Here is a 20250-nt window from a genome sequence, read left to right as displayed (position 1 = left end):
CGGGTATTTCCTCGCCTCATTGAGTAAAAACTGATCTGGCTCGTGAAAGGGGCTAAAGGGGCACAGTATGATGCCCCGTTTTCTGGCCGTGCCTCTGTCGCCCGGGCACTCCACCTCCATGGATACCGGCTTCGTGAGTCCCACTCGTTTTTCTCATTTGCGTGGTCACACTATGTTTTTATTCGGATTCGATGCCGCTCGCCCTTGCTGGCGTCTGCTGTGCGCCCTGCTGGTGTTCATGCTGCCCGTGTCGGTGGGGATGTGGGAGTTGCACAGCAACTATCTGCGCACGCTGGACAACGAGGCGGAGCTCGCCGCCACCAAGGCGGTCCGGTTGATGGAAGGCATGTTGCATCATGCGGAAGGGACCAACATCAGCGTGGAGCCGTTGATCAAGCAACCCTGCAAGGCGTCGTTCCTGGCCCTGCGCAAGCGGGTCACCTTGACGCCCTTCGTCCGCAGCACCAGCCTCATCAACCATCGAGGGGTGTACTGCAACTCGCTGCTCGGGGATGTGCACTGGGAGGACGATGTCGAGTCTTACAGCGACAGCTTCCTGCGCCTGCTGCCAGGCAATCAGATCAGAGCCCATCACCCTGTGCTGGCGCTGCGGACCGCGTCGCAGGATGGCGCCGCCCTCAGCACCATCGACAGCGAATACCTGAAGGTCATGCTGGCCCTGAGTGCCCCCGTCTCGGGGGAGGCGCAGCTTCGTGTGGGCAATGCCTGGCTGGACGAACAGGGACGCCTGGTGGAGGGTTATCCCAGACTGCCGAGCCTGGGCGTACGTAAGGTCCAGTCCGAGCACTATCCATTATCCGTCTATGCGGGTTTCGAACTCCCTTCCGTATGGGGGGCGCTGTGGCAGGTCCGGCACCTCACCATCATGATGCTGCTGGTCTTTTCCTTGTGCATCGCCCTGCTGGTGTGGTGGCTGCTGGGGCGGCCGCGATCCATGGAAGGGGAGCTGAAGCGCGCGTTGCGGGCGAAGGAGTTCGTGCCCTATCTGCAACCGTTGATAGCCAGCCGCAGTGGCAAGGTGATGGGCGCCGAGGTGCTGATGCGCTGGCAACATCCCAGTTCCGGCCTGATCCGCCCCGACCTGTTTATTCCCCAGGCGGAAGAGTGCGGGATGATAGTCCCCATGACCAGCGTGCTGATGCAGGCGGTGGCCCTGAGACTGAGCAGTTGCCAGGATCGACTGCCGGCAGGGTTCCACATCAGCTTCAATATCAGCGCCGTTCATTGCCTGGATCTCTCCCTGCTGGACGAGTGTCGCAGCTTCTTGGATCACTTCTCCCCGGGACGGGTCGTGCTGGTACTGGAGCTGACCGAGCGTGAGCTGCTGGTGGCGAATGCGCATACCCTGGCGCTGTTCAAACGACTGGACGAGATGGGGGTGAAGCTGGCGATCGATGATTTTGGCACCGGCCACTCCAGCCTGACCTACCTGCAGCAGTTTCATGTGGATTACCTCAAGATCGACCGCTCCTTCATCGGGCGCATCGGCACCGAGTCCCTCTCCGAACACATAGTCGACAACGTCATCGATCTGGGCACCCGGCTCGGACTGACGCTGGTGGCGGAAGGGGTCGAGACAGAGGTGCAGGCCGACTATCTCTGGAGCAAGGGGGTGCACTATCTGCAGGGCTACCTGTTTGGGTGCCCTCAGCCGCTGCGTCAGTTCTGCCAGGGGTTGACGGCAGGGGAGGCGGATGGCCAGCTGGTTGCCAGCCACGCCACCTCCGCCTGAGTCCCGCAGTGTGGCTGCTCGTTATTTGACCGGTTAGGCCTGGGTTCAGCTTGGGTTGCTAAGATGGCGACCCTTTACGAACGGGATCCGCCATGCGTTATTGCTCCGCGGCCGACACGGCCAGACCCAGGCCAAGACTGCTGATCACCTTGCTGATGTTCGCGCTGCCCATGCTGCTCGGCAACTGGGCCATGCTCGTTCGCTATCGGGTCGATCTGCAGTGGGAGTCCCATCAGGCGGCGAGCCATACCCTGGCGCTGATGGAAACCATGCTGTCTCATGCCCAGGCAGCCAATCGCCAGGCCTTGCCATTTCTGGGCAAGCCCTGCGCCACTGCGCTGCCGACCCTCAGATCCCTGGTCGCCATGGTGCCCTTCGTGCGTTCGGTCAACCTGAGCCAGGGGGACAGCGTCTACTGTACCTCCCAGTTTGGCCGGCGTCGGATCCCCTATACCGCCGAGCTGTACAGCCAGGGCCAGTTGCGCCTGATGGAAGGGAACGAGGTGCGGCGGCATCATCCCATCCTCTCGGTGCGCACCGGCACTGTGCAAGGGGCCGTGATGACCCTGATCGATGGGGATTACCTCAACTTCATGCTGAGCCTCAACCAGGGAGCCATGCCCCTCATGCTCAGGGTGGGCGATGGCTGGCTCGACGAGGAGGGCCACTTCTTCGCCGCCACGCCTTCCCTGGCGAGTCAGGAGCATGTCGAGCTCCAGGCTGCTGGCTATCCTCTCTCCATCTATGCGGGCTACTCCTCTGCTCCCACCCTGATGGGGCTGTGGCGGCATCATGGCTTCGGGATCTGGCTGCTGTTTGCCTTCAGTGCCGGTGTTGCCGTGCTCATGTGGTGGCTGCTGGGGCGCCCCCGCTCCCCGACCAGCGAGCTGGCCCGGGCCCTGCGAGCCAAAGAGTTCGTCCCCTACCTGCAACCCCTGGTGGAGAGCGGCAGCGAACGCATCATGGGGGTCGAGGTGCTGATGCGCTGGCAGCATCCTGACGTGGGGCTGATCCGGCCGGATCTCTTCATTCCCCAGGCGGAGGCCTGCGGCCTGATAGTGCCCATGACCAGCCTCATCATGGGGAGGGTGGGGCAGCAGCTGGTCGCAAGCCAGGCGCAGTTGCCCGATGGCTTCCACATCAGCTTCAACATCAGTGCGGCCCATTGCCGTGACGACAGCCTGCTGGAGGAGTGCCGCAGCTTCCTCGCCCGCTTCGCACCGGGCAAGGTGACGCTGGTGCTGGAGTTGACCGAGCGGGAGCTGCTGGTGGCGGATCCCCATACCCTCTCGCTGTTCCAGGCGTTGAACGAGATGGAGGTCAAGCTGGCCATGGATGATTTCGGCACCGGCCACTCCAGCCTGGTCTATCTGCAGCAGTTCCATGTGGACTACCTCAAGATCGATCAGTCCTTCATTCGTCGTATCGGTACCGAGTCCCTCTCCGAGCACATAGTCGACAACGTGATCGATCTGGGCCACCGTCTCGGCCTGGCGCTGGTGGCCGAAGGGGTCGAGACCCGCGAGCAGGCGGAGTATCTCAAGGGCAAGGTGACCTATCTGCAGGGCTACCTGTTCGGCCGTCCCGTGCCCGTCCGGCAATTCTGCGACGAGCAGTTGGCGCAGGCGGCCTCGCCAGTGATTGAGGCCAAAGAGGAACAGCCTGAACCAGCCTGAAGCGGAGCTGCCACGCAAGCCGCATCACGAGTGTGCGGCAGTGGTGCCCCTGATGAGCAAGCCCCGGCGAGTGCCGGGGCTTTTGTATCTGAGGTCAGAGGGAAAGTCAGGCGGAGAAGCCGCCATCTATGGTCAGACTGGCGCCTGTGACATAGCCTGCTTCAGGCCCCGCCAGGTAGGCGACGAAGCTGGCGATTTCGTCATCCTTGCCGTAGCGGGCCAGCGCCATCATCCCCTTGAGCTGCTCCGCCGATTCCCCGTCAGCCGGGTTCATGTCGGTATCGACCGGGCCTGGCTGCACGTTGTTGACCGTGATGCCCCGCGGGCCCAGATCCCGTGCCATGCCTTTGGTCAGGCCGACCAGGGCCGACTTGCTCATGGTGTAGACGGACCCGCCCGCCATGGGGATGCGATCGGCATTGGTGCTGCCGATGTTGATGATGCGCCCCCCCTTGCCCATGTGATGAGCCGCCTCCTGACAGGCCACGAAGACGCTGCGGATGTTGACCGCCAGGGTGCGATCCAGCTCATCCAGGGTCAGCTCCTCAAGGTGGCCCCATACCAGCACCCCGGCGTTGTTGACGAGAATGTCCAGCCGCCCGAAGCGGGTGACGCTCTGGCGTATGGCGTGCTGCACGGCCACGGCATCCGCGCTGTCGGCCAGGAGCCAGCACATGCCGCTCAAGGTGCGCGTCCTGGTGGATGCCTTGCTGCTGGCGGCGCAACAGAGTGGCAGTGCCTTTCGGGCCACCTGAGCCAGGTCACGGCTGGCTGTCGTGAGCCCCCGAGGCCAACACCGCCGTGCGGGGAGGTGCAGTGAGCGCTCAGCTCAGGCTGTGCAACCAGTTCGCCAGTTTCTCGTGGGCGCTGCCGGGCTCGGGTCTGGCGGGGGCGAGCAGGTGGTAGCCGGTGCCATCAGGAACGAAGCCGAGCGGAGCAGCCAAGAGCCCAGCCTCCAGGTCGTCACACACCAGCCGGCAGGGGCCTATGGCGACGCCAAGGCCCGCCACCGCCGCCTGCAGGCTGAAGTAGAAGTGTTCGAAGGTCTGGGTCGGCGCCTCGTCATTCAGGGGTTGCCCTGCATTCTCCTGCCAGCGTGACCAGGCATCCGGGCGCGTCTTGGTGTGCAGGCGGGGGGCCGAGGGACGCAGGGCGGATTCTACCCCTCGCGGCTCGAAAAACTGCGCCACCTTGCCCGGCTGGCAGACCGGCCCGGTCAGCTCCTCGAACAGCAGCTGGCTGTGCAGATCCTCGGGCCAGTTGAAGTCATTGCGCCGGATGGCGAGATCGATGCCGCTGCCAAAGCTGAGGGCGCCGCCTCCTGCCATCAGGTGGACGTCCAGCTCGGGGTGCAGGGCCTGAAAGGCGGGCCAGCGCGGGATCAGCCAGCGCATCAGCAGGGTGGGCTCGCAGGAGAGCACCAGCGACTGGGGGCGGCTCCGTTGGCGCAGCGCCTGGGCCGACTCCCGGATCTGCCCCAGCCCCTCCCTGACCGCCTGATAGAGCCGGTCGCCCGCCTCGGTCAGGAAGACCCGGCGCTGGCGCCGCTCGAACAGCCTGACGCCCAGATCTTCCTCCAGCAGGCGCACCGCCCGGCTGATGGCGCCATGGGTGAGGTGCAGCTCGTCGGCGGCGCGACCGAAGTGCTCGGTGCGGGCCGCCACCTCGAAGCAGCGCAGGGCCGTGAGGGAGGGCAGCGACAGGCTTTTCTGTGAATTTTTCTCACCGTTCATGTCAGAAGTTATCGTTCTTCATTGGGATTAATGCGAAATAAAATAGCCGATATCCCATGTGATCAGGACTATTTTCATGACCGAATTGTTAGCCGTAGTCGCCATTACCTTCTTTGCCGTCATCAGCCCGGGCCCCGATTTTGCCATGGTGTCGCGCAACAGCCTGCTGCTCTCCCGTCGCACCGGCGTGCTGACGGCGCTCGGCATAGCGGCCGGGGTCTGCATCCACGTGAGCTACACCCTGCTGGGGGTGGGCCTCTTGATCCAGCAGTCCCTCTGGCTGTTCAACCTCATCAAGCTGGCGGGGGCGGCCTACCTCATCTTCCTCGGCATCAAGATGCTGCGGGCCCAGCCCGCGACCGGTGAGGCGATGGCCAGTCAGCCAGCCCTCTCCAGCCTGGGGGCACTGCGCACCGGGTTTCTGACCAATGTGCTCAACCCCAAGACCACCATCTTCATCGTCAGCCTCTTCATGCAGGTAGTGCAGCCGCAGACGCCGCTGGCGGTCCAGCTCGGCTATGGCGCCTTCATAGTGCTGGCCCATGCCCTCTGGTTCAGCGCGGTGGCGCTCTTCTTCTCCAGCGAGTCGGTGCGGGCTCGTCTGCTGGCGGTGCGCCACTGGATCGACCGGATCTTTGGCGGTCTGCTGGTGGGATTCGGCATGCTGCTGGCACTGACCCAGCAATCACGCTGAGGGGAAGGGGGCTGGTCCCCCTTATCTACCCTCGACTGTAGGGGCTTGTTTTTCATGCCTTGGCGCTCGCTTTTCGGTAGAATTGCCGCTCATTTTGAAGTCAGATGAGGCGCGGTATGACGGTCAGGTTCCAGGCATTTCACAGCATCAAGGCGATTGGCAATCGGGAGGTGCTGTTCAACTGGTCCAGGACCAACCCCCTCGGCGCCCTGGATCAGGTGTGGCGTCCGAAGAATCGCGACGAGCTGCAGGCGCTGCTGCGGGAGTACCCGGCGCGCAAGCTGCGGCTGATCGGCTCCGGCCTCTCCTTCGAACCCATTCACAGCGTCTATGCCGAGGGCAGTCAGGCGCTGCTGGTGGATTTGCACCATCTGCGCGGCCAGCTGGCGAAAACCGCCGATACCGTCACCTACCAGGCGGGCACGCCCCTCGATACCGTCTATGGGGATCTTATCGCCATGGATAGGATGCTGCCCGCGTCCCCCGGCGTCATCGGCATCCAGACCCTGGGGGGCGCGCTCAGCACCGGCACCCACGGTCAGGGGCTGCACCAGTCCTCCTTGTGCGATGCGGTGGAAGCCCTGACGGTGATGCTGGCCAATGGGGACATCATTGAAGTGGATCGCACCGATCCGCGCTTCGGCGCCTTCGTGATGGGCATGGGCATGCTCGGCGTGCTGCTCGACGTGCGCCTTCGCACTGTGCCAAACCGCATCATGCGCTGCACCAAGTTCACCACCGACTACCCCTTCCTGCTGGAACACAACGAGCGGCTCAACCGCGAACACGGCTTCGTGAAGAGCTGGTGGTTCGCCTGGACCAGCGAGAGCCACATCTGGCTGGTGGATCCCGCCTCCGAGGAGGAGGTGGTCCGCTACCGCGACGGGGGCAGCGAGCCACTGCTGCTGGAGGAGGACGTTGGCAGCGCCATGAACGCCGCTCTCAATGACACCATAGACGCCACCCTGCAGAAGATGGCGCGGGACACCAAGGACGAGGCGCGCCGCGGCGAGCACTTCGAGACGGTGCGCCGCTTCAAGGACGCCTCTGACCTGGTGGGCAACGTCTACCAGATCCTCTGCAAGGGGATACCGGCGCCCCAGATCAACTGCGAGGTGGCTGTGCCCCTCGAGCGGATGCAGGAGGCGCTCGAGATCCTGCAGCACTGGCAGGAGCGCAACCCGGGAGCGCTGCATTACCCCTTCATATTGCGCTGCACCGGCCCCTCCGAGGCCTGGCTTAGCGCCGCCTATGGCAAGTCGGTGTGCTGGATAGGGTTCCTGGTCTATCTGGCTGCGGACGGCACCTTCGTGGGCGGCTCCATGGAGCAGATGCGCGAGCTGCAGCAACTGCTGGTGCCGCTCGGCGGTACGCCGCATTTTGGCAAGCACCTGGCGATGGATCTCTACGACTTCCCGGCCCTGCTGCCGCGCTGGCACGACTTCCTGGCCTTGAAGCGCGAACTCGATCCCCATGGCCGCTTCGAAAACCGCTGGCTCGGCGAGCTGTTCGCCAACCGGTGAGGATGGCCCCTTGGAAAGGGGCGATATTTTTTGCTCCCTTCTCCCCTGGTGGGAGAAGGGTTGGGGAGGAGGGGAAGAGACAGCCTCTTCAAGCCCCATGACGACAGGCGCTAAGGATGTGACATGACAGACCCACAAGACACCAGAATCCCCGTGACCCTGCTGACCGGCTTCCTCGGCAGCGGCAAGACCACCTTGCTCAACCACTGGGTCAAGCAGCCAGAGCTCGGCGAGTGCGCCGTGCTGATCAACGAGTTCGGCTCTGTGGGGCTGGATCATCACCTGGTGCAACAGGTGGACGAGCAGGTGGTGCTGCTCGATTCCGGCTGCATCTGCTGCTCGGTGCAGGGCTCCCTGGTGGAGGCGCTGCAGGGGCTCTTTATGAAGGCCATCCAGCGGAAAATTAAGCCTTTTAAACGACTCATCATCGAGACCACAGGACTCGCAGATCCCGCCCCCGTGCTGTTCACCCTGAAGGAAGAGGGCTTCATCGCCCAGCGTTACCGCTTCGACGGCACAGTGACAGTGGTGGACGCCGGCCATATCGAGCAGCAGCTGGCGGCTCAGTATGAAGCGGTGAAACAGGTGGCGCTGGCGGATCTGTTGGTGGTGAGCAAGGGGGACCTGGTGGAGGAAGAGACCCTGATGCGGGTCGAAAGCCAGCTGGCAACCCTCAATCCGGCGGCCCCCATCGAGCGGGTCAGCAACGGCGTGCTCTCACCCTCCGTGCTGGAGAAGCTCGGCGCCTACAACGAGGCGGCGGGGCGCGACCTGCGCCAGCTGCTGGCCTGGCTGCGCACCGAGTCACCCCGGCAGGGGCTGGCATCTCCCATGCAGCCGAAGATGCAGCCGTTTGCCGCCAAGGTGGGCACGGCCGCACCGACTCATTTCGAGCATGGCAACATAGAGAGCTTCTCCCTGCGCATCGGCGAGCCGCTCAAGCCGTCCCGTCTGCTGGCCGCCATCGATGCGGTGCAGGGGCAGTATGGCGACGCCCTGCTGCGCCTCAAGGGGATCTTGCAGCTGGAGGGCGAGAGCCAGCCCGTGGTGATCCACGGGGTGCACGGCCAGCTCTATCCGTTGCAGGCCCTGGGGGAGTGGCCCGAGGGCAAGGCCCAGTCCCGGCTGGTGTTTATCGTCAAGTGCCAGGATAGAAGCGGGATAGAGTCCCTGTTCCTCGAGACCCTCAAGGCCCCCGAGCCCAGTCTGGAAGAACAGCTCAGGGCCATGCTCGGCCAGCCGGATGCCTGATATCCTGATATGACCCGCTCTGATGCGGGTCTCTTTTTAGGTCAAGAGGAGGTGGTTGCTTATGTCCGATAGTTCACCGATGGTTACCCCGGCCCAGCGCAAGTGGCTGCCCTTGCTGACCGCGGTCGGCTTCTTCATGCAGACCCTCGATGGCACCATACTCAACACCGCACTGCCCAGCATGGCGGCGGCGCTGGGAGAGAGCCCGCTGCAGATGCAGTCGGTGGTCATCGCCTACATGCTGACGGTGGCGCTGCTGATCCCGGCCTCCGGCTGGCTGGCGGACAGATTCGGCACCCGCCGCATCTATCTGGCCGCGATCCTGCTGTTCACTCTGGGGTCCCTGGCCTGCGCCGCCGCCAGCACCCTGCCCATGCTGGTGGTCGCCCGGGTGCTGCAAGGGGTGGGCGGTGCACTGCTGATGCCTGTCGGACGGCTCGCCGTGCTACGGGTCTACAGCAAGCACGACCTGCTGCGGGTGATGTCGTTTGTCACCATCCCGGGCCTGCTGGGGCCGCTGCTCGGTCCGGCACTCGGGGGCTGGCTGGTGGAGGTGGCGAGCTGGCACTGGGTATTTCTCATCAACCTGCCGGTGGGTTTGATCGGTTTCATCGCCAGCTGGAGTTTCATGCCGGACCTGCGACAACACACCGCCAAGTTCGACTGGCAGGGTTTCGTGCTATTCAGTGCCGGTATGGTGTTGGTGTCCGTCGGTTTGCAGGGGTTGGGAGAGCATAGTATATCGACTGGCTGGGCCTTGTTTGCCGTCTTGTTCGGTCTCGCCGCCATGGCGAGCTACTGGCTCTATGCCGCCAATGCCGAGCAACCCCTGTTCAGTCTGGCCCTGTTCAAGACCTCGACCTTCGCCATCGGCATCTGGGGCAACCTGTTTGCGCGCCTCGGCAGCGGCGCCATGCCCTTCCTGACTCCGCTATTCCTGCAGCTGGGGCTGGGCTTCTCCCCGAGCAAGGCGGGGATGACCATGATCCCGACCGTGATCGGCGCCATGCTGACCAAGACGCTGGTGAACAAGCTGATCCCGCGCATCGGCTATCGCCGCATCCTGATCGGCAATACCCTGGCGCTGGGGGTCATGATCGCCAGCTTCTACTTCATCGACAACCAGGTGCCCCACGGAGTGCTGCTGGTCTGGCTGGCGGTATTTGGCGCCATCAACTCCCTGCAATTCTCCGCCATGAATACCCTCACCTTGCAGGATCTGAGCTCGGAGCATGCCAGCAGCGGTAACGGCCTGCTGTCGGTGGTGATGCAGCTCTCCATGAGCCTGGGGGTGGCCATCGCCGCCAGCCTGCTCGGGCTCTTCTCCGCCGGTCAGCCGATGGAGGAGAGCGAGCGCTGGCTCGGCGGTTTCCACCTCACCTACCTGTGCATCGGACTGATGTCCATGCTGGCGGCGCTGATCTTCGCCCAGTTGGCCAAGCAGGATAAGAGGAACGCCTAGGCTCCTCGACTCGGGTCAGGCAGGACAAGGGCAGTCTGCCGATCAGGGCTGTGCGCCCGGCAGGTAGCTGACCTGGCAGGGCAGTTGCGCCAGCACCTCGGCCAGATGAGCGGTGCTCAGCAGGAAGGTCTGCTCCGGGTGGCCCGGCGTCCAGGTGAAGGCCGCATGCGCCAGCAGGGCAGGGTCCACCAGCAGCGGTATGTCGGCGCGGGGGAGGAAGGGGCAGACGGCGCCCGGCAGGCAGCCAATCTCGGCCTGCATCTCCTCGGGAGTGCAGATGGAGGGTTTGGCGCCGAGGCTGGCCTTGACCGCCTTGTTGTCCAGCCGCCCGTCCCTGTGGGTCAGCAGCAGGGCGAAGCGGCCATCCTTGAACCTGAGAAACAGGGTCTTGCTGAACTCGGCCTGCCAGCCGAGGCGGGCCTTGACCTTCTCGTCGGTGGCGTAATCCAGAATGGGTTCGTGTTGATAACGCTGGTGGGGCAGCTCGGCCAGCAGCCGGCAGTTGAAGTCGTGGATGGTATCGAGTGGCATTGTGCTCTCCTGTGTCAGGCCCATATTGCCAGCCGCGTTGACTCGGGCCCAATCACCATTTCTGATGGCGGATAAGCGGACGGCAGATAAACAACGAGGGCCCCTGTGGGCCCTCGTCGATCAATGATGCTGCAACTCGCAGGCTTTCCACTGGAAGGGTATGGGGCAAAGCTGCTGGGAGGCCTTGTCATAACACCGCCACAGCTCGCCCAGGGTGCGGCCATCGGTGGGATGGCGAAGCTCAGGCGCCAGCTCCGCCAGCGGCCAGAGCACGAAGGCGTTGCTGAGGATCTCGCCACGGGGCAGGGCGACCGGGCGCTCGCAGACCAGATCCCCGTAGAGCAGCAGATCCAGGTCCAGGGTGCGCGGGGCGAACTTCTTGGCATCCGGCTCACGGCCGTGGGCGAACTCCATGGCCCGCAGCCGTTGGCACAGGGTCGAGAGCGGCAGCGTCGTGTCGGCGCCCACCACCAGGTTGTAGAAGGGGCGGCCGGCAAAGCCCACCGCCTCGCTCTCGAACACCCGGGAGACCTCAAGCTCGCCGAATTCGGCCTGCAGGGCATCGAGCCCGGCCCGGATGTGGCGCTCCCGCTCGATATTGGATCCCAGGCTGATGTAGATGCGGATCATGCCATTACCTCCGAGACCCAGCCACCGTGGGTATGAATGCCCATCACTGGGCGCTCGCGACCGGCGTGCGATGACGCAGGATCTCGACGCCGACACCGGCGGCGTTGGGCACGGCGCCCGGCTTGGTCAGCACCACCCTGACCCATTGCACTCGCTCGTCGGCCAGCACCAGGGCCGCGACCTGTTCGGCCATGGTCTCGACCAGCTCGACTATGGTACTGGCTGCGTGATCACAGATCTTGCGTGAGAGAGTGGCGTAATCCAGCGCCAGATTGATATCGTCGGTTGCGGCGGCGGGGCGGTTGTCAAAGCCCATCTCGAGATCGAAACAGAGCTTCTGGCGAATGCCTTTCTCCCACTCATATACCCCTATGGTGGTCAAAACCTCGAGTCCGCGAATAAACACCTTGTCCATGACAGTACTTCTTCTTTACTCTTGATGGGCTGTTAACACAGCGCAGGGATGCAGGTCTGGCAAGCAGATTGCCGCTGGCAACCGGGTTGGGTGACACGTTTTCGGGCAATCCCAAGCCGGAGAATGTGGCCCGCATCATACCCCATTCATATCGTGGTAAAAACGACCAAGATGACGGCCCTGACGATTTTGATGATTATTCTGGCCTATCTGGGCGGCTCGCTGTCCAGTGCCGTGCTGGTTTCCCGCATCACGGGCCTGCCGGATCCCCGTGACCACGGCTCCCACAATCCGGGGGCGACCAATGTGCTGCGCCTCGGTGGCCGGATGGCGGCGCTGATCGTCCTGCTGCTTGACGTGCTCAAGGGCATGGCCCCCGTCTATCTCGCCTGGTTTTTGCAGATCAAACCCGTTTACCTCGGCTTCATCGGGGTGGCCGCCTGCCTCGGTCACATGTATCCCCTCTTCTTCCACTTCCGGGGCGGCAAGGGCGTCGCCACGGCGCTCGGCACCATGCTGCCCATCGGCTTCGCCATGGGGGGCGCGGTGATCGCGACCTGGTTGCTGGTGCTGCTGGTGAGCGGCTATTCGTCGCTGGCCTCCATCGTTACCGTGCTGCTGACGCCACTCTTCACCTATCTGCTCAAGCCGGAATACACCCTGCCGGTGTCGTTGCTCTCCTGCCTCATTCTGATCCGCCATCACGAGAACATTACCCGCTTGCTGAAGGGGGAAGAGTCCCGGGTCTGGGGCCGGCGGAGGGCGGCTTCTGCGACGGAAGTGCCCAAAATGAGTGATGCTGCGCAAAAAAGAGACGAACGAGACGAAAAGTAAAATTTCCCGTTGACCACCTGCCTTAAAATCCGTTTAATAGCGCCCACGCCCAGATAGCTCAGTCGGTAGAGCAGGGGATTGAAAATCCCCGTGTCGGCGGTTCGATTCCGTCTCTGGGCACCAAGTTTTGGTGCCATGAAATAAAAGTTTGTTCATGCACAGTAGGTTAAAGTGTGCCGGCTTAGCTCAGTAGGTAGAGCAACTGACTTGTAATCAGTAGGTCACCAGTTCGATTCCGGTAGCCGGCACCATTAGCCCAGATAGCTCAGTCGGTAGAGCAGGGGATTGAAAATCCCCGTGTCGGCGGTTCGATTCCGTCTCTGGGCACCAAATAAAGGATGATGAGATAGCGATATCTGGTCTCCGAAGTACAATTCCTCCTTAGTTCAGTCGGTAGAACGGCGGACTGTTAATCCGTATGTCACTGGTTCAAGTCCAGTAGGAGGAGCCAATATAAAAGCCCAGCTGCAAAGCTGGGCTTTTTCTTTGTCTGTTTTTCACTGTCATGTGATCCGGATACCAGTCTATCGGGCGTGATGGCGATATATCCTGCCCCATCCCCGGTGGCAGCTGTCGGCTGTCGAGGCGTTCAGTGGCATGTTTCTGACTGTGCTCTTACTCGCGGGATATATGTCAAAGACCAGGCAATATTCATTGCCGTCATTGCCGTTCAAGTGCTCGCCGAGCCCCGGAACAGGTCTCTTTTTGCTGAATACCAGCATCGAAAGCCGACGCCTCACCGGTCGGGCAAGATCTTCCGGCCATCCTCTGTTGTGCTTCTATCGGGTGCCGTCAGGTCGCCGGAGTGATGCCCTGTATCTTGAGCCAGAACCTCTCCTGACAGGGGTTGTGGAACAGCTTGCGTGGCGGTGTGATGGGCATCGGGCTGGTGATGACCCGATAGCTGATCCAGCATTCGGCACACAGTTGCCGGGAAGGGGCATCGTCCTGCTCGGTCTGGCGAGAGATGATGACCCCATTGGCAAACCAATAGGTCGTTTGCTGGTGCCGGATCAGGGTGCCGCTCTCATCGTTCTCGTTATATTGCTCACGCTGCTGGCGGGTGATGGTGATTGGCACCGGCTGTTGATGAATGGCCTTGATATAGGTAATGAGCTGGTTCATGGCTGCTGCTTCGAATGCGGGCCTGTGAATACGCGAGCTTAGCGCGCGCAGCCGGGGGCAGCAATCCCGAGAGGGGACGGGAAGATGGGTTGGGGATCGAATCGGGCAATGGACTCTGGAATAGCTACCGGGATGATGGTGTCCCGGGAATTCAGTATTAATGGTATGTCTCCTCCTTGGTTCAGTCGGCAGCACGGCGGGCCGTTAATCCGTATATCACGGGTTTCAATCCAGCAGGAGGTGTCATAAAAAGGACCCTGGCCGCAAGACAAGGGTCCTTTTTATTGGGGCGAATATCAGATGGCTATTCACGCAGTTGCCACCATCAATATGGCAGAGCATAAGAAGCCCACTATCGAGCAAAAACGTTTGCTTGTTCGAAGCAGAGAAATGCATGAAAAAACAACAGTAAAATGAATGGAAAATAGTTCTTTGCTTAAGCTCCCGTACATGATTTCGCCTATAGAATGACGGCCATTCATAACAAGGGCGAGATGCCCACAATGCTATCGACGAGGCTATAACGATGAACTTAAGACTGAAACCTGTTTGGATTGCACTGGCACTGGCAAGCACCGCGGCTCAGGCTGCCGACGACATCTATTTCGGTGCCGGTATCGGTGCGACTCACTTCAACGGCCTGAACAAGATCGAAGGCGTAGAGAGCGGTACCGAAGACGCGTTTGCCGGTAATCTGTTCATGGGTTACAACTTCAACGAAACTTTCGGTGCCGAACTGGGTTATCAGTACGCCGGTCGTGGCAACACCAATAGTGGTATCAACAACAACGCTTACGAGAGCCAGGGTGGCACCCTGTCCGGTATCGCTCGTCTGCCGCTGGGTGAAGATTTCTCCCTGTTCGGTGAAGCCGGCGCCTACTGGGGTCATACCCATGGTCTGGGCGTAAGCGATTCCCGCGTATCCCCGATGGCAGGTGTGGGTTTGACCTACAAGCTGAACGATGCTTGGGATCTGCAGGCGCGCTACCGCTACATGTGGGACGTGGCCGATCTGACCAGCGACACCGGTATGCAGTACGAAGGCGACCAGAGCGTTGCTACCCTGGAAGCGGTATACCACCCGTTCCGCACCTCCTACGTGGCCCCGGTTGCCGCTCCGGTTGTTGAAGAAGCCCCGGCTCCTGTGGTTGTTGAGAAGAACTTTGCCCTGAACTCCGACGTGCTGTTTGCCTTTGGCAAGGCGGATCTGAAGCCGGAAGGGGTTGAAGCCCTGAACGGAATGTATCAGCAAATCGTTGAATTCCAGCCCAAAGATGGCAGCGCTGTCGTCGTCGGTTACACCGATCGCATCGGTTCTGAGGCTTACAACCAGCAACTGTCCGAGGCGCGTGCTCGCACCGTCGCCGACTTCCTGGTGAGCAAGGGTCTGGCTGCCAGCAAGATCTCCATCGAAGGTCGTGGCGAAGCCAACCCGGTGACCGGTAGCCAGTGCGATGGCATCACTGCCAAGGATCAGCTGGTCTCCTGCCTGTCCCCGGATCGTCGTGTCGAAGTCCGCGTCTCTGGCGTACAGGAAGTGCAGCAATAATCTGACTCTGTTCAGATGATGCAAAGAGGGGATGCCATGGCATCCCCTCTTGCTTTTTCGCCTTTCCGATCCGGGTCTGGTACAGGGGCTGGAATGGTACTTGCCTGGGCTGGGTTACCCAAACGACCGGAGGTTTTGGCCCTGGTCATCTGGTGTTCATTCTCTGCCCTTTCGGCGCCAAACAGTCGCTGTTCTCCCTTTTATATATTCCCTGTCAGTGACTTAGCTTATGCTTCTCGCCTAGTATGGTGGCGTGACGGACGTCCACAGTACCGTTTCCCCTGCATCAGGCCAGCCAAACAGGCCAAGGCTTTCAGCACCATGACCCTCTCTTTGACCATGCCTGGCAGGACCTATTTGCTATCGAGGTAATGTATGAATGCAACCGAGCTTTGGCAGCTTTCCCCCGAGCAGTTCAATGCGTGGCGCCGGGAGAATGACTACCCGCATATCTGGGAGCTGCTGGTGACTTCGTTGCCCCATTTCGACGACTGGATGGCCGAGCAAAAAGTCGACAGGCAGGTGATCTTCCAGATAGGGATCGCTCGCTTCATCAGTTCACGTTGCGTGCTCAGCCTCTGCGTCTACATGAGCGATGACAAGACAAGGTTGTACGAGACCGCCTCAAGTGCGCTGGAGTCCCTGCGCAAGAGCGGCCTTATCCGCTCCGAATCGCGCTTCGAGCCTTACCTCATGTGGCTGACCGGCAAGTATGGGAAGGAAGCCGCCAAGCGGGTGCAGAGCCTGTTGTCAGTCTCCGAAAACAACAAGGGAGAGGCGCAGGTGCTCGGCAAGCACCGCCTGCTCAATATCGGTGGCATCGAGCTCAAGAGCCCCATCATCTCCGGCCGCCTGCTCGATTTCACCTGCCTCGACGAACTCTCCCTGGATGGCGCCATCAACAACTCCAAGGTCTATCTGTGGCACTGCTCGGCCAAGGGCGTGCGGATAAACGGCGGTGTGATTGGTCTGGATCTGTTCGATTCCCTGCTGTGGGATCACAGGGCCTGGGCCAAGAAGCGGGAGCTGGCGCTGGAAGACGGGGTGTTCCAGGACTTCACCATAGAGTGCGAGGAGATACGATTTCACTCCTCCCGGGCGGTGCTGCAGAACTTCAATGTGAGTGCCAAGAGCTTCGATGCCACCATGGAGCACACCAATCTGGACAAGGTACAGGTCGTCTATAACGAGAATGGCCGGATCGATCACAGTGAAGCCAGCAAGCTGTACCGCAACGCCAAGCGCATCTTCTCCAGCGTGGGGGATACCGTCGATGCCGGTGAGTGTTACTACAAAGAGAAGCTGCATGAGATGAAGTCGCTGGCGAGCCCGCGGGAGCTGTTCAAGGAGCGCTGGCTGCGGGGCGGCATCTTGCGAAAAGGCGTGCTCTCCCTGCTGTGCTATCTCAAGTGTGGCTCCAAGTTCATCAGCTTCATCACCTGGGGCTTTGGCGAGCGGCCGATCAGAAGCCTGCTGCTGTCGATGCTGGTGATCATGCTGGCGACCCTGACCTATTTTCTGACGCCGGAGTCGGTCACCCATGGCCATCTCGGTCGCTCCCTCTACTTCAGCATCGTGACCTTCGTGACGCTCGGCTATGGGGATATCTCCCAGACCTCGTCGCCACTTCAACTGTTGTCGGCCATCGAAGCGTTTTGCGGCATGTTCCTGACCGGTCTCTTCCTGGCGGGCTTTGCCTCAAAGACCAAGCAGTATTGATGAGCACGCCGACTCTGCTGGTGTCCGCAAGGCGCCGGCCCTGAGGCGGGTGGGGCATAGCCCTGAGCCGGCGAAGGTAGGAGAAGATAATGGACGTTTGGTTCCACCATGGGGGGAAGCCCGGCGTACGACAATAGTTCCAAAGCCCGGCCTGCCGGGCTTTGTTGTTTCTGCGCTTCCCACACCCTTCCTTGACGCATGGGGTCTGGTGCGACTTTATTTAAAGCTATCAGCCAGGGGCGATGGATGGCCTGCCGGGCGATGCAAGAGAACAGACAAAAGAGAACAGACAGAGGAGCGAGAGCGGTACAGGAAGATCCACAATTCAAGCTGAGAAGGAATAACGCTATGATATTAAATCACTTATGGGGATTGTATGCCCATCCTCACACCGAATGGCATACCATAGACGAGAGACACGACAGTTTTAGAAACAGTCTGACTCATATCCTGATCGTGGCCCTTATCCCATCCGTCTGTGCCTACTACTCCGCCGTGCATATCGGCTGGAGCATTGGCGTCGGCGAGCCCATCACCCTGACCGCCAACAGCGCCTTCGTGTTGTCGGTGGCCATGTATCTCGCCCTCATCGTCGGCGTGTTCGCCCTCTCTTATCTGGTGCACTGGATGGGTCATACCTTCGGCTCGGATCCCAGCTACACGACGGCGCTGGAGCTCGCGGCCTATACCTCGACCCCGCTGTTCATGGTCGGCTTCTCCGCTTTCTTCCCGCACCTCTGGTTCGTGATGATCATCGGCCTCATCGGGCTCAGCTATTCGGTCTATCTGCTCTATATAGGTGTGCCTATCCTGATGCACATCCCCAAGGAGCAGGGCTTCATCTATGCGAGCTCTGTGGTCACGGTCGGCCTGGTGCTGCTGGTCTGCGTGCTGGCGACCACGGCCGTCTTGTGGGGCTCGGGTTTTGGCCCGGTGTTTACCTAGGCCGCCGGGATCCCTGCTCCATTCGGACTGATTAGCAGAAACAACAAAGGCGCCTCGATGGCGCCTTCTTTTATTCCTGTATTTCACCATTTTATGGTTGATTAATCTATTGCGTGCCCGCCAGTTCCTCGGCGGTCATGGGTCGCAGGACCTTGCAGGGGTTGCCGACGGCGACCACGTTGGCCGGAATGTCCCTGGTCACCACAGAGCCTGCGCCGATCACGCTGTTATCCCCTATGGTGACGCCCGGGCAGATGACGGTGCTGCCGCCAATCCAGACGTTGTTGCCGATGCGCACCGGCTGGCCAAACTCGACCCCGGCCACGCGCGGGACCACCGCCACCGGGTGGGCGGCGGTGTAGATCTGCACCCCGGGCGCCAGCAGCACATTGTCGCCGATATGCACCTCGCACACGTCGAGGATGGTGCAGTTGACGTTGGCGTAGAAGTTTTCCCCCAGATGGATGTTGGCGCCGTAGTCGCAGAAGAAGGGCGGGTTGATGGCGCAGCAGGTGCCACGGCTGCCAAGCAATTCTCGCAGCAGGGCATCGCGCTCTGGCTTCTCCTGCCACTGGGTGTTGAAGCTGTGGTAGAGGGAGCGGCAGCGCTCCCGCGCCGCCCTGAGCTCGGGATCGGCCGCGTCATAGGGCTGGCCCGCCACCATCTTGTGCCACTCGACCCCGCGCTCTTTCTTCTGCGCCGTGGCGCTCTGCTGGCGGGTCGCTGCGTTTGTCGTTGCTTCAGTCATCTATTCCACCAACCAGATCAGGGATTCGTAGGGACGCAATATGCAAGAGCGCGGTTGGGCCGGGCCGTCCGGGTAGTTGCCAAGCAACAGGCGTCCCTTACCTGCCTGCATGCCGGCGGGCAGGGCAAAGTCCACTTTCTCGCCGTAGACGTTGCTCACTACCAGCAGGGTCTGACCGTCGGCACGGCGGGCATAGGCCCAGATCTGCTCATGCCCCGCCAGCAGCTCCTGATAATCCCCTTGCGTGAAAATGGGGTAATCCTTGCGCAGGCGAATCAAATCCCGATAGTGCCAGAACACCGAGTTCGGGTCGGCCAGCGCCGCCTCGGCATTGATCGCCGGGTAGTTGGCGGCAGGCTTGAGCCAGGGGGTGCCTGTCGTGAACCCGGCGTTGGGGGCCGCACTCCACTGCATGGGAGTGCGGGAGTTGTCCCGCGACTTGGCGGCCAGGATGGCGAGGATCTCGGCCTCGCTCATGCCCTCGCGCTGTTTGATGGCGAAGATGTTGCGGCTCTCCACATCCTGGTAGTCGTCGATGCTGCCATAGCCCGGGTTGGTCATGCCGATCTCTTCCCCCTGATAGATGTAGGGGGTGCCTTGCAGGCCGTGCAGCGTGCTGGCCAGCATCTTGGCGGCAACAACCCTGTGCTCGCCCTCGTCACCGAAGCGGGAGACGATGCGCGGCTGATCGTGGTTGCACCAGAACAGCGCGGACCAGGCCTTGCTGTGCATGCCGCTCTGCCAGTGGTCGAAGATGCGCTTGAGCTCGAGGAAATCAAACGGTGCCTTGGTCCACTTGTCGCCGTTCGGGTAGTCGACCTTGAGGTGATGAAAGTTGAACACCATGGAGAGCTCGGAGCCATCGAGAGCGCCATAGCGCTGGCAGTTTTCCAGCGAGGTGGAGGACATCTCCCCCACCGTCATGGCACCCACCGGGGCGAACACGTCGCGGCTGATGTCCTGCAGGAACTCGTGGATGCGGGGCCCGTCGGTATAGAAACGGCGGCCATCGCCCCTGTCATCGTTCGGGAAGCGCTGATCCTTGGAGATGAGGTTGATGACGTCGAGGCGGAAACCGTCGACGCCCTTCTTCGCCCAGAAGTGGACCACCTGCTTCACTTCTGCCCGCACCGCCGGGTTCTCCCAGTTCAGATCCGCCTGTTCGCGGGCGAACAGATGCAGATAGTACTGGCCGGTCGCGGTATCCAGTTCCCAGGCGCTGCCGCCGAATTTGGAGATCCAGTTGTTCGGCACACCGCCATCCACCGGATCCTTCCAGATGTAGTAGTCGCGGTAGGGGCTGTTTTTATCCCCGAGGGCGGACTGGAACCAGGCGTGCTCGGTGGAGGTGTGGTTGACGACTATGTCCATCACGATGCGGATGCCGCGCTCGTGGGCGGCCGCCAGCAGCGCCTCGAAATCGGCCATGGTGCCGTAGGCGGGATCGATGGCCAGGTAGTCGGCGATGTCGTAGCCGTTGTCCACCTGGGGGGACACATACACTGGGGTCAGCCAGAGGGCATCGACCCCCAGGGTCTTGAGATAGTCGAGGCGGGCCATGATCCCCTTGAGATCGCCGGTGCCACGGGCGCCGGAGTCCTGAAAGCTTTTGGGGTAGATCTGGTAAATCACGGCGCTCTGCCACCAGGGGGTCTGTTTCAT

The 20250-nt window shown here is 61.6% G+C and carries 18 protein-coding genes and 4 tRNA genes; 14 read left to right on the top strand and 8 right to left on the bottom strand.

Features of this window, described 5'->3' with window-relative positions:
• Positions 1-172: 172 nt before the first annotated feature.
• Both LG30_RS0104415 and LG30_RS0104410 read left to right on the top strand, forming a co-directional pair.
• Entirely contained in the window at positions 173-1753 is a 1581-nt protein-coding gene (locus LG30_RS0104415; RefSeq protein ID WP_033129511.1) for an EAL domain-containing protein, read from the top strand.
• A gap of 92 nt (positions 1754-1845) precedes the next feature.
• Positions 1846-3429: an EAL domain-containing protein gene (locus tag LG30_RS0104410; protein ID WP_033129502.1), complete on the top strand. Its 1584-nt coding sequence runs from the start codon at positions 1846-1848 to the stop codon at positions 3427-3429.
• Positions 3430-3535: 106 nt separating this feature from the next.
• Here LG30_RS0104410 and LG30_RS0104405 read toward each other — a convergent pair whose 3' ends face one another.
• Together LG30_RS0104405 and LG30_RS0104400 are read right to left on the bottom strand one after the other, a co-directional pair.
• The gene (locus LG30_RS0104405) at positions 3536-4180 is read right to left on the bottom strand and encodes an SDR family oxidoreductase (RefSeq protein WP_238566380.1); all 645 of its coding nucleotides are present in this window, start codon (positions 4178-4180) and stop codon (positions 3536-3538) included.
• A gap of 73 nt (positions 4181-4253) precedes the next feature.
• Positions 4254-5162, bottom strand: a complete 909-nt coding sequence (locus tag LG30_RS0104400) for a LysR family transcriptional regulator (RefSeq protein ID WP_033129501.1) — start codon at positions 5160-5162, stop codon at positions 4254-4256.
• 76 nt (positions 5163-5238) lie between these two features.
• Between LG30_RS0104400 and LG30_RS0104395 the strand changes: the two genes are divergently transcribed.
• From LG30_RS0104395 to mdtD, 4 genes are all read left to right on the top strand, one after another.
• Positions 5239-5856, top strand: coding sequence for a LysE family transporter (locus LG30_RS0104395; protein ID WP_033129500.1), 618 nt, complete (start codon positions 5239-5241; stop codon positions 5854-5856).
• A gap of 116 nt (positions 5857-5972) precedes the next feature.
• Positions 5973-7379 (top strand): D-arabinono-1,4-lactone oxidase, encoded by a 1407-nt coding sequence (locus LG30_RS0104390; protein WP_033129499.1) that lies wholly within the window; start codon positions 5973-5975, stop codon positions 7377-7379.
• Between the two features lie 123 nt (positions 7380-7502).
• On the top strand, positions 7503-8630 hold the full coding sequence (locus LG30_RS0104385; protein WP_033129498.1) for a CobW family GTP-binding protein: 1128 nt from the start codon (positions 7503-7505) through the stop codon (positions 8628-8630).
• Positions 8631-8691: 61 nt separating this feature from the next.
• A complete protein-coding gene (gene mdtD / locus LG30_RS0104380) occupies positions 8692-10092 on the top strand; it encodes a multidrug transporter subunit MdtD (protein ID WP_033129497.1) in 1401 nt (466 codons plus the stop codon).
• 42 nt (positions 10093-10134) lie between these two features.
• Here the strand turns inward: mdtD and LG30_RS0104375 are convergent, their stop codons facing one another.
• From LG30_RS0104375 to folB, 3 genes are all read right to left on the bottom strand, one after another.
• Positions 10135-10623: a YbaK/EbsC family protein gene (locus LG30_RS0104375; protein WP_033129496.1), complete on the bottom strand. Its 489-nt coding sequence runs from the start codon at positions 10621-10623 to the stop codon at positions 10135-10137.
• A gap of 120 nt (positions 10624-10743) precedes the next feature.
• Positions 10744-11253: a 2-amino-4-hydroxy-6-hydroxymethyldihydropteridine diphosphokinase gene (gene folK, locus LG30_RS0104370; protein WP_033129495.1), complete on the bottom strand. Its 510-nt coding sequence runs from the start codon at positions 11251-11253 to the stop codon at positions 10744-10746.
• Positions 11254-11296: 43 nt separating this feature from the next.
• Positions 11297-11668 carry a dihydroneopterin aldolase gene (gene folB / locus LG30_RS0104365; protein WP_033129494.1) on the bottom strand — a complete coding sequence of 124 codons (372 nt, stop codon included), beginning with the start codon at positions 11666-11668 and terminating at the stop codon, positions 11297-11299.
• Between the two features lie 171 nt (positions 11669-11839).
• Between folB and plsY the strand changes: the two genes are divergently transcribed.
• The 5 genes from plsY to LG30_RS0104340 all read left to right on the top strand — a co-directional run bounded on the left by plsY (position 11840) and on the right by LG30_RS0104340 (position 12953).
• Positions 11840-12502: a glycerol-3-phosphate 1-O-acyltransferase PlsY gene (plsY, locus tag LG30_RS0104360; protein WP_033129493.1), complete on the top strand. Its 663-nt coding sequence runs from the start codon at positions 11840-11842 to the stop codon at positions 12500-12502.
• Between the two features lie 47 nt (positions 12503-12549).
• Positions 12550-12625, top strand: a tRNA-Phe gene (locus LG30_RS0104355).
• Positions 12626-12677: 52 nt separating this feature from the next.
• Positions 12678-12753, top strand: a tRNA-Thr gene (locus LG30_RS0104350).
• Between the two features lie 3 nt (positions 12754-12756).
• Positions 12757-12832: transfer RNA gene (locus LG30_RS0104345), tRNA-Phe, on the top strand.
• A 45-nt stretch (positions 12833-12877) separates the two neighbouring features.
• A tRNA-Asn gene (locus LG30_RS0104340) sits at positions 12878-12953 on the top strand.
• A gap of 341 nt (positions 12954-13294) precedes the next feature.
• Here the strand turns inward: LG30_RS0104340 and LG30_RS0104335 are convergent.
• Positions 13295-13627 carry a hypothetical protein gene (locus tag LG30_RS0104335; RefSeq protein ID WP_033129492.1) on the bottom strand — a complete coding sequence of 111 codons (333 nt, stop codon included), beginning with the start codon at positions 13625-13627 and terminating at the stop codon, positions 13295-13297.
• A 526-nt stretch (positions 13628-14153) separates the two neighbouring features.
• Between LG30_RS0104335 and ompA the strand changes: the two genes are divergently transcribed.
• The 3 genes from ompA to LG30_RS0104320 all read left to right on the top strand — a co-directional run bounded on the left by ompA (position 14154) and on the right by LG30_RS0104320 (position 17840).
• Complete coding sequence (gene ompA, locus LG30_RS0104330; RefSeq protein ID WP_033129491.1) at positions 14154-15176, top strand: porin OmpA; 1023 nt, start codon at positions 14154-14156, stop codon at positions 15174-15176.
• Positions 15177-15551: 375 nt separating this feature from the next.
• A complete protein-coding gene (locus LG30_RS0104325; protein ID WP_033129490.1) occupies positions 15552-16895 on the top strand; it encodes a potassium channel family protein in 1344 nt (447 codons plus the stop codon).
• A 348-nt stretch (positions 16896-17243) separates the two neighbouring features.
• Positions 17244-17840: a Yip1 family protein gene (locus LG30_RS0104320; RefSeq protein ID WP_033129489.1), complete on the top strand. Its 597-nt coding sequence runs from the start codon at positions 17244-17246 to the stop codon at positions 17838-17840.
• A 106-nt stretch (positions 17841-17946) separates the two neighbouring features.
• Here the strand turns inward: LG30_RS0104320 and LG30_RS0104315 are convergent, their stop codons facing one another.
• Together LG30_RS0104315 and treC are read right to left on the bottom strand one after the other, a co-directional pair.
• On the bottom strand, positions 17947-18504 hold the full coding sequence (locus LG30_RS0104315; protein WP_052100844.1) for a sugar O-acetyltransferase: 558 nt from the start codon (positions 18502-18504) through the stop codon (positions 17947-17949).
• Positions 18505-18588: 84 nt separating this feature from the next.
• Positions 18589-20250: an alpha,alpha-phosphotrehalase gene (treC, locus tag LG30_RS0104310; RefSeq protein WP_033129487.1), complete on the bottom strand. Its 1662-nt coding sequence runs from the start codon at positions 20248-20250 to the stop codon at positions 18589-18591.

Source organism: Aeromonas aquatica (assembly GCF_000764655.1).
Lineage (GTDB): Bacteria > Pseudomonadota > Gammaproteobacteria > Enterobacterales > Aeromonadaceae > Aeromonas > Aeromonas aquatica.
This window is presented reverse-complemented; position numbering and strand designations above follow the sequence as displayed.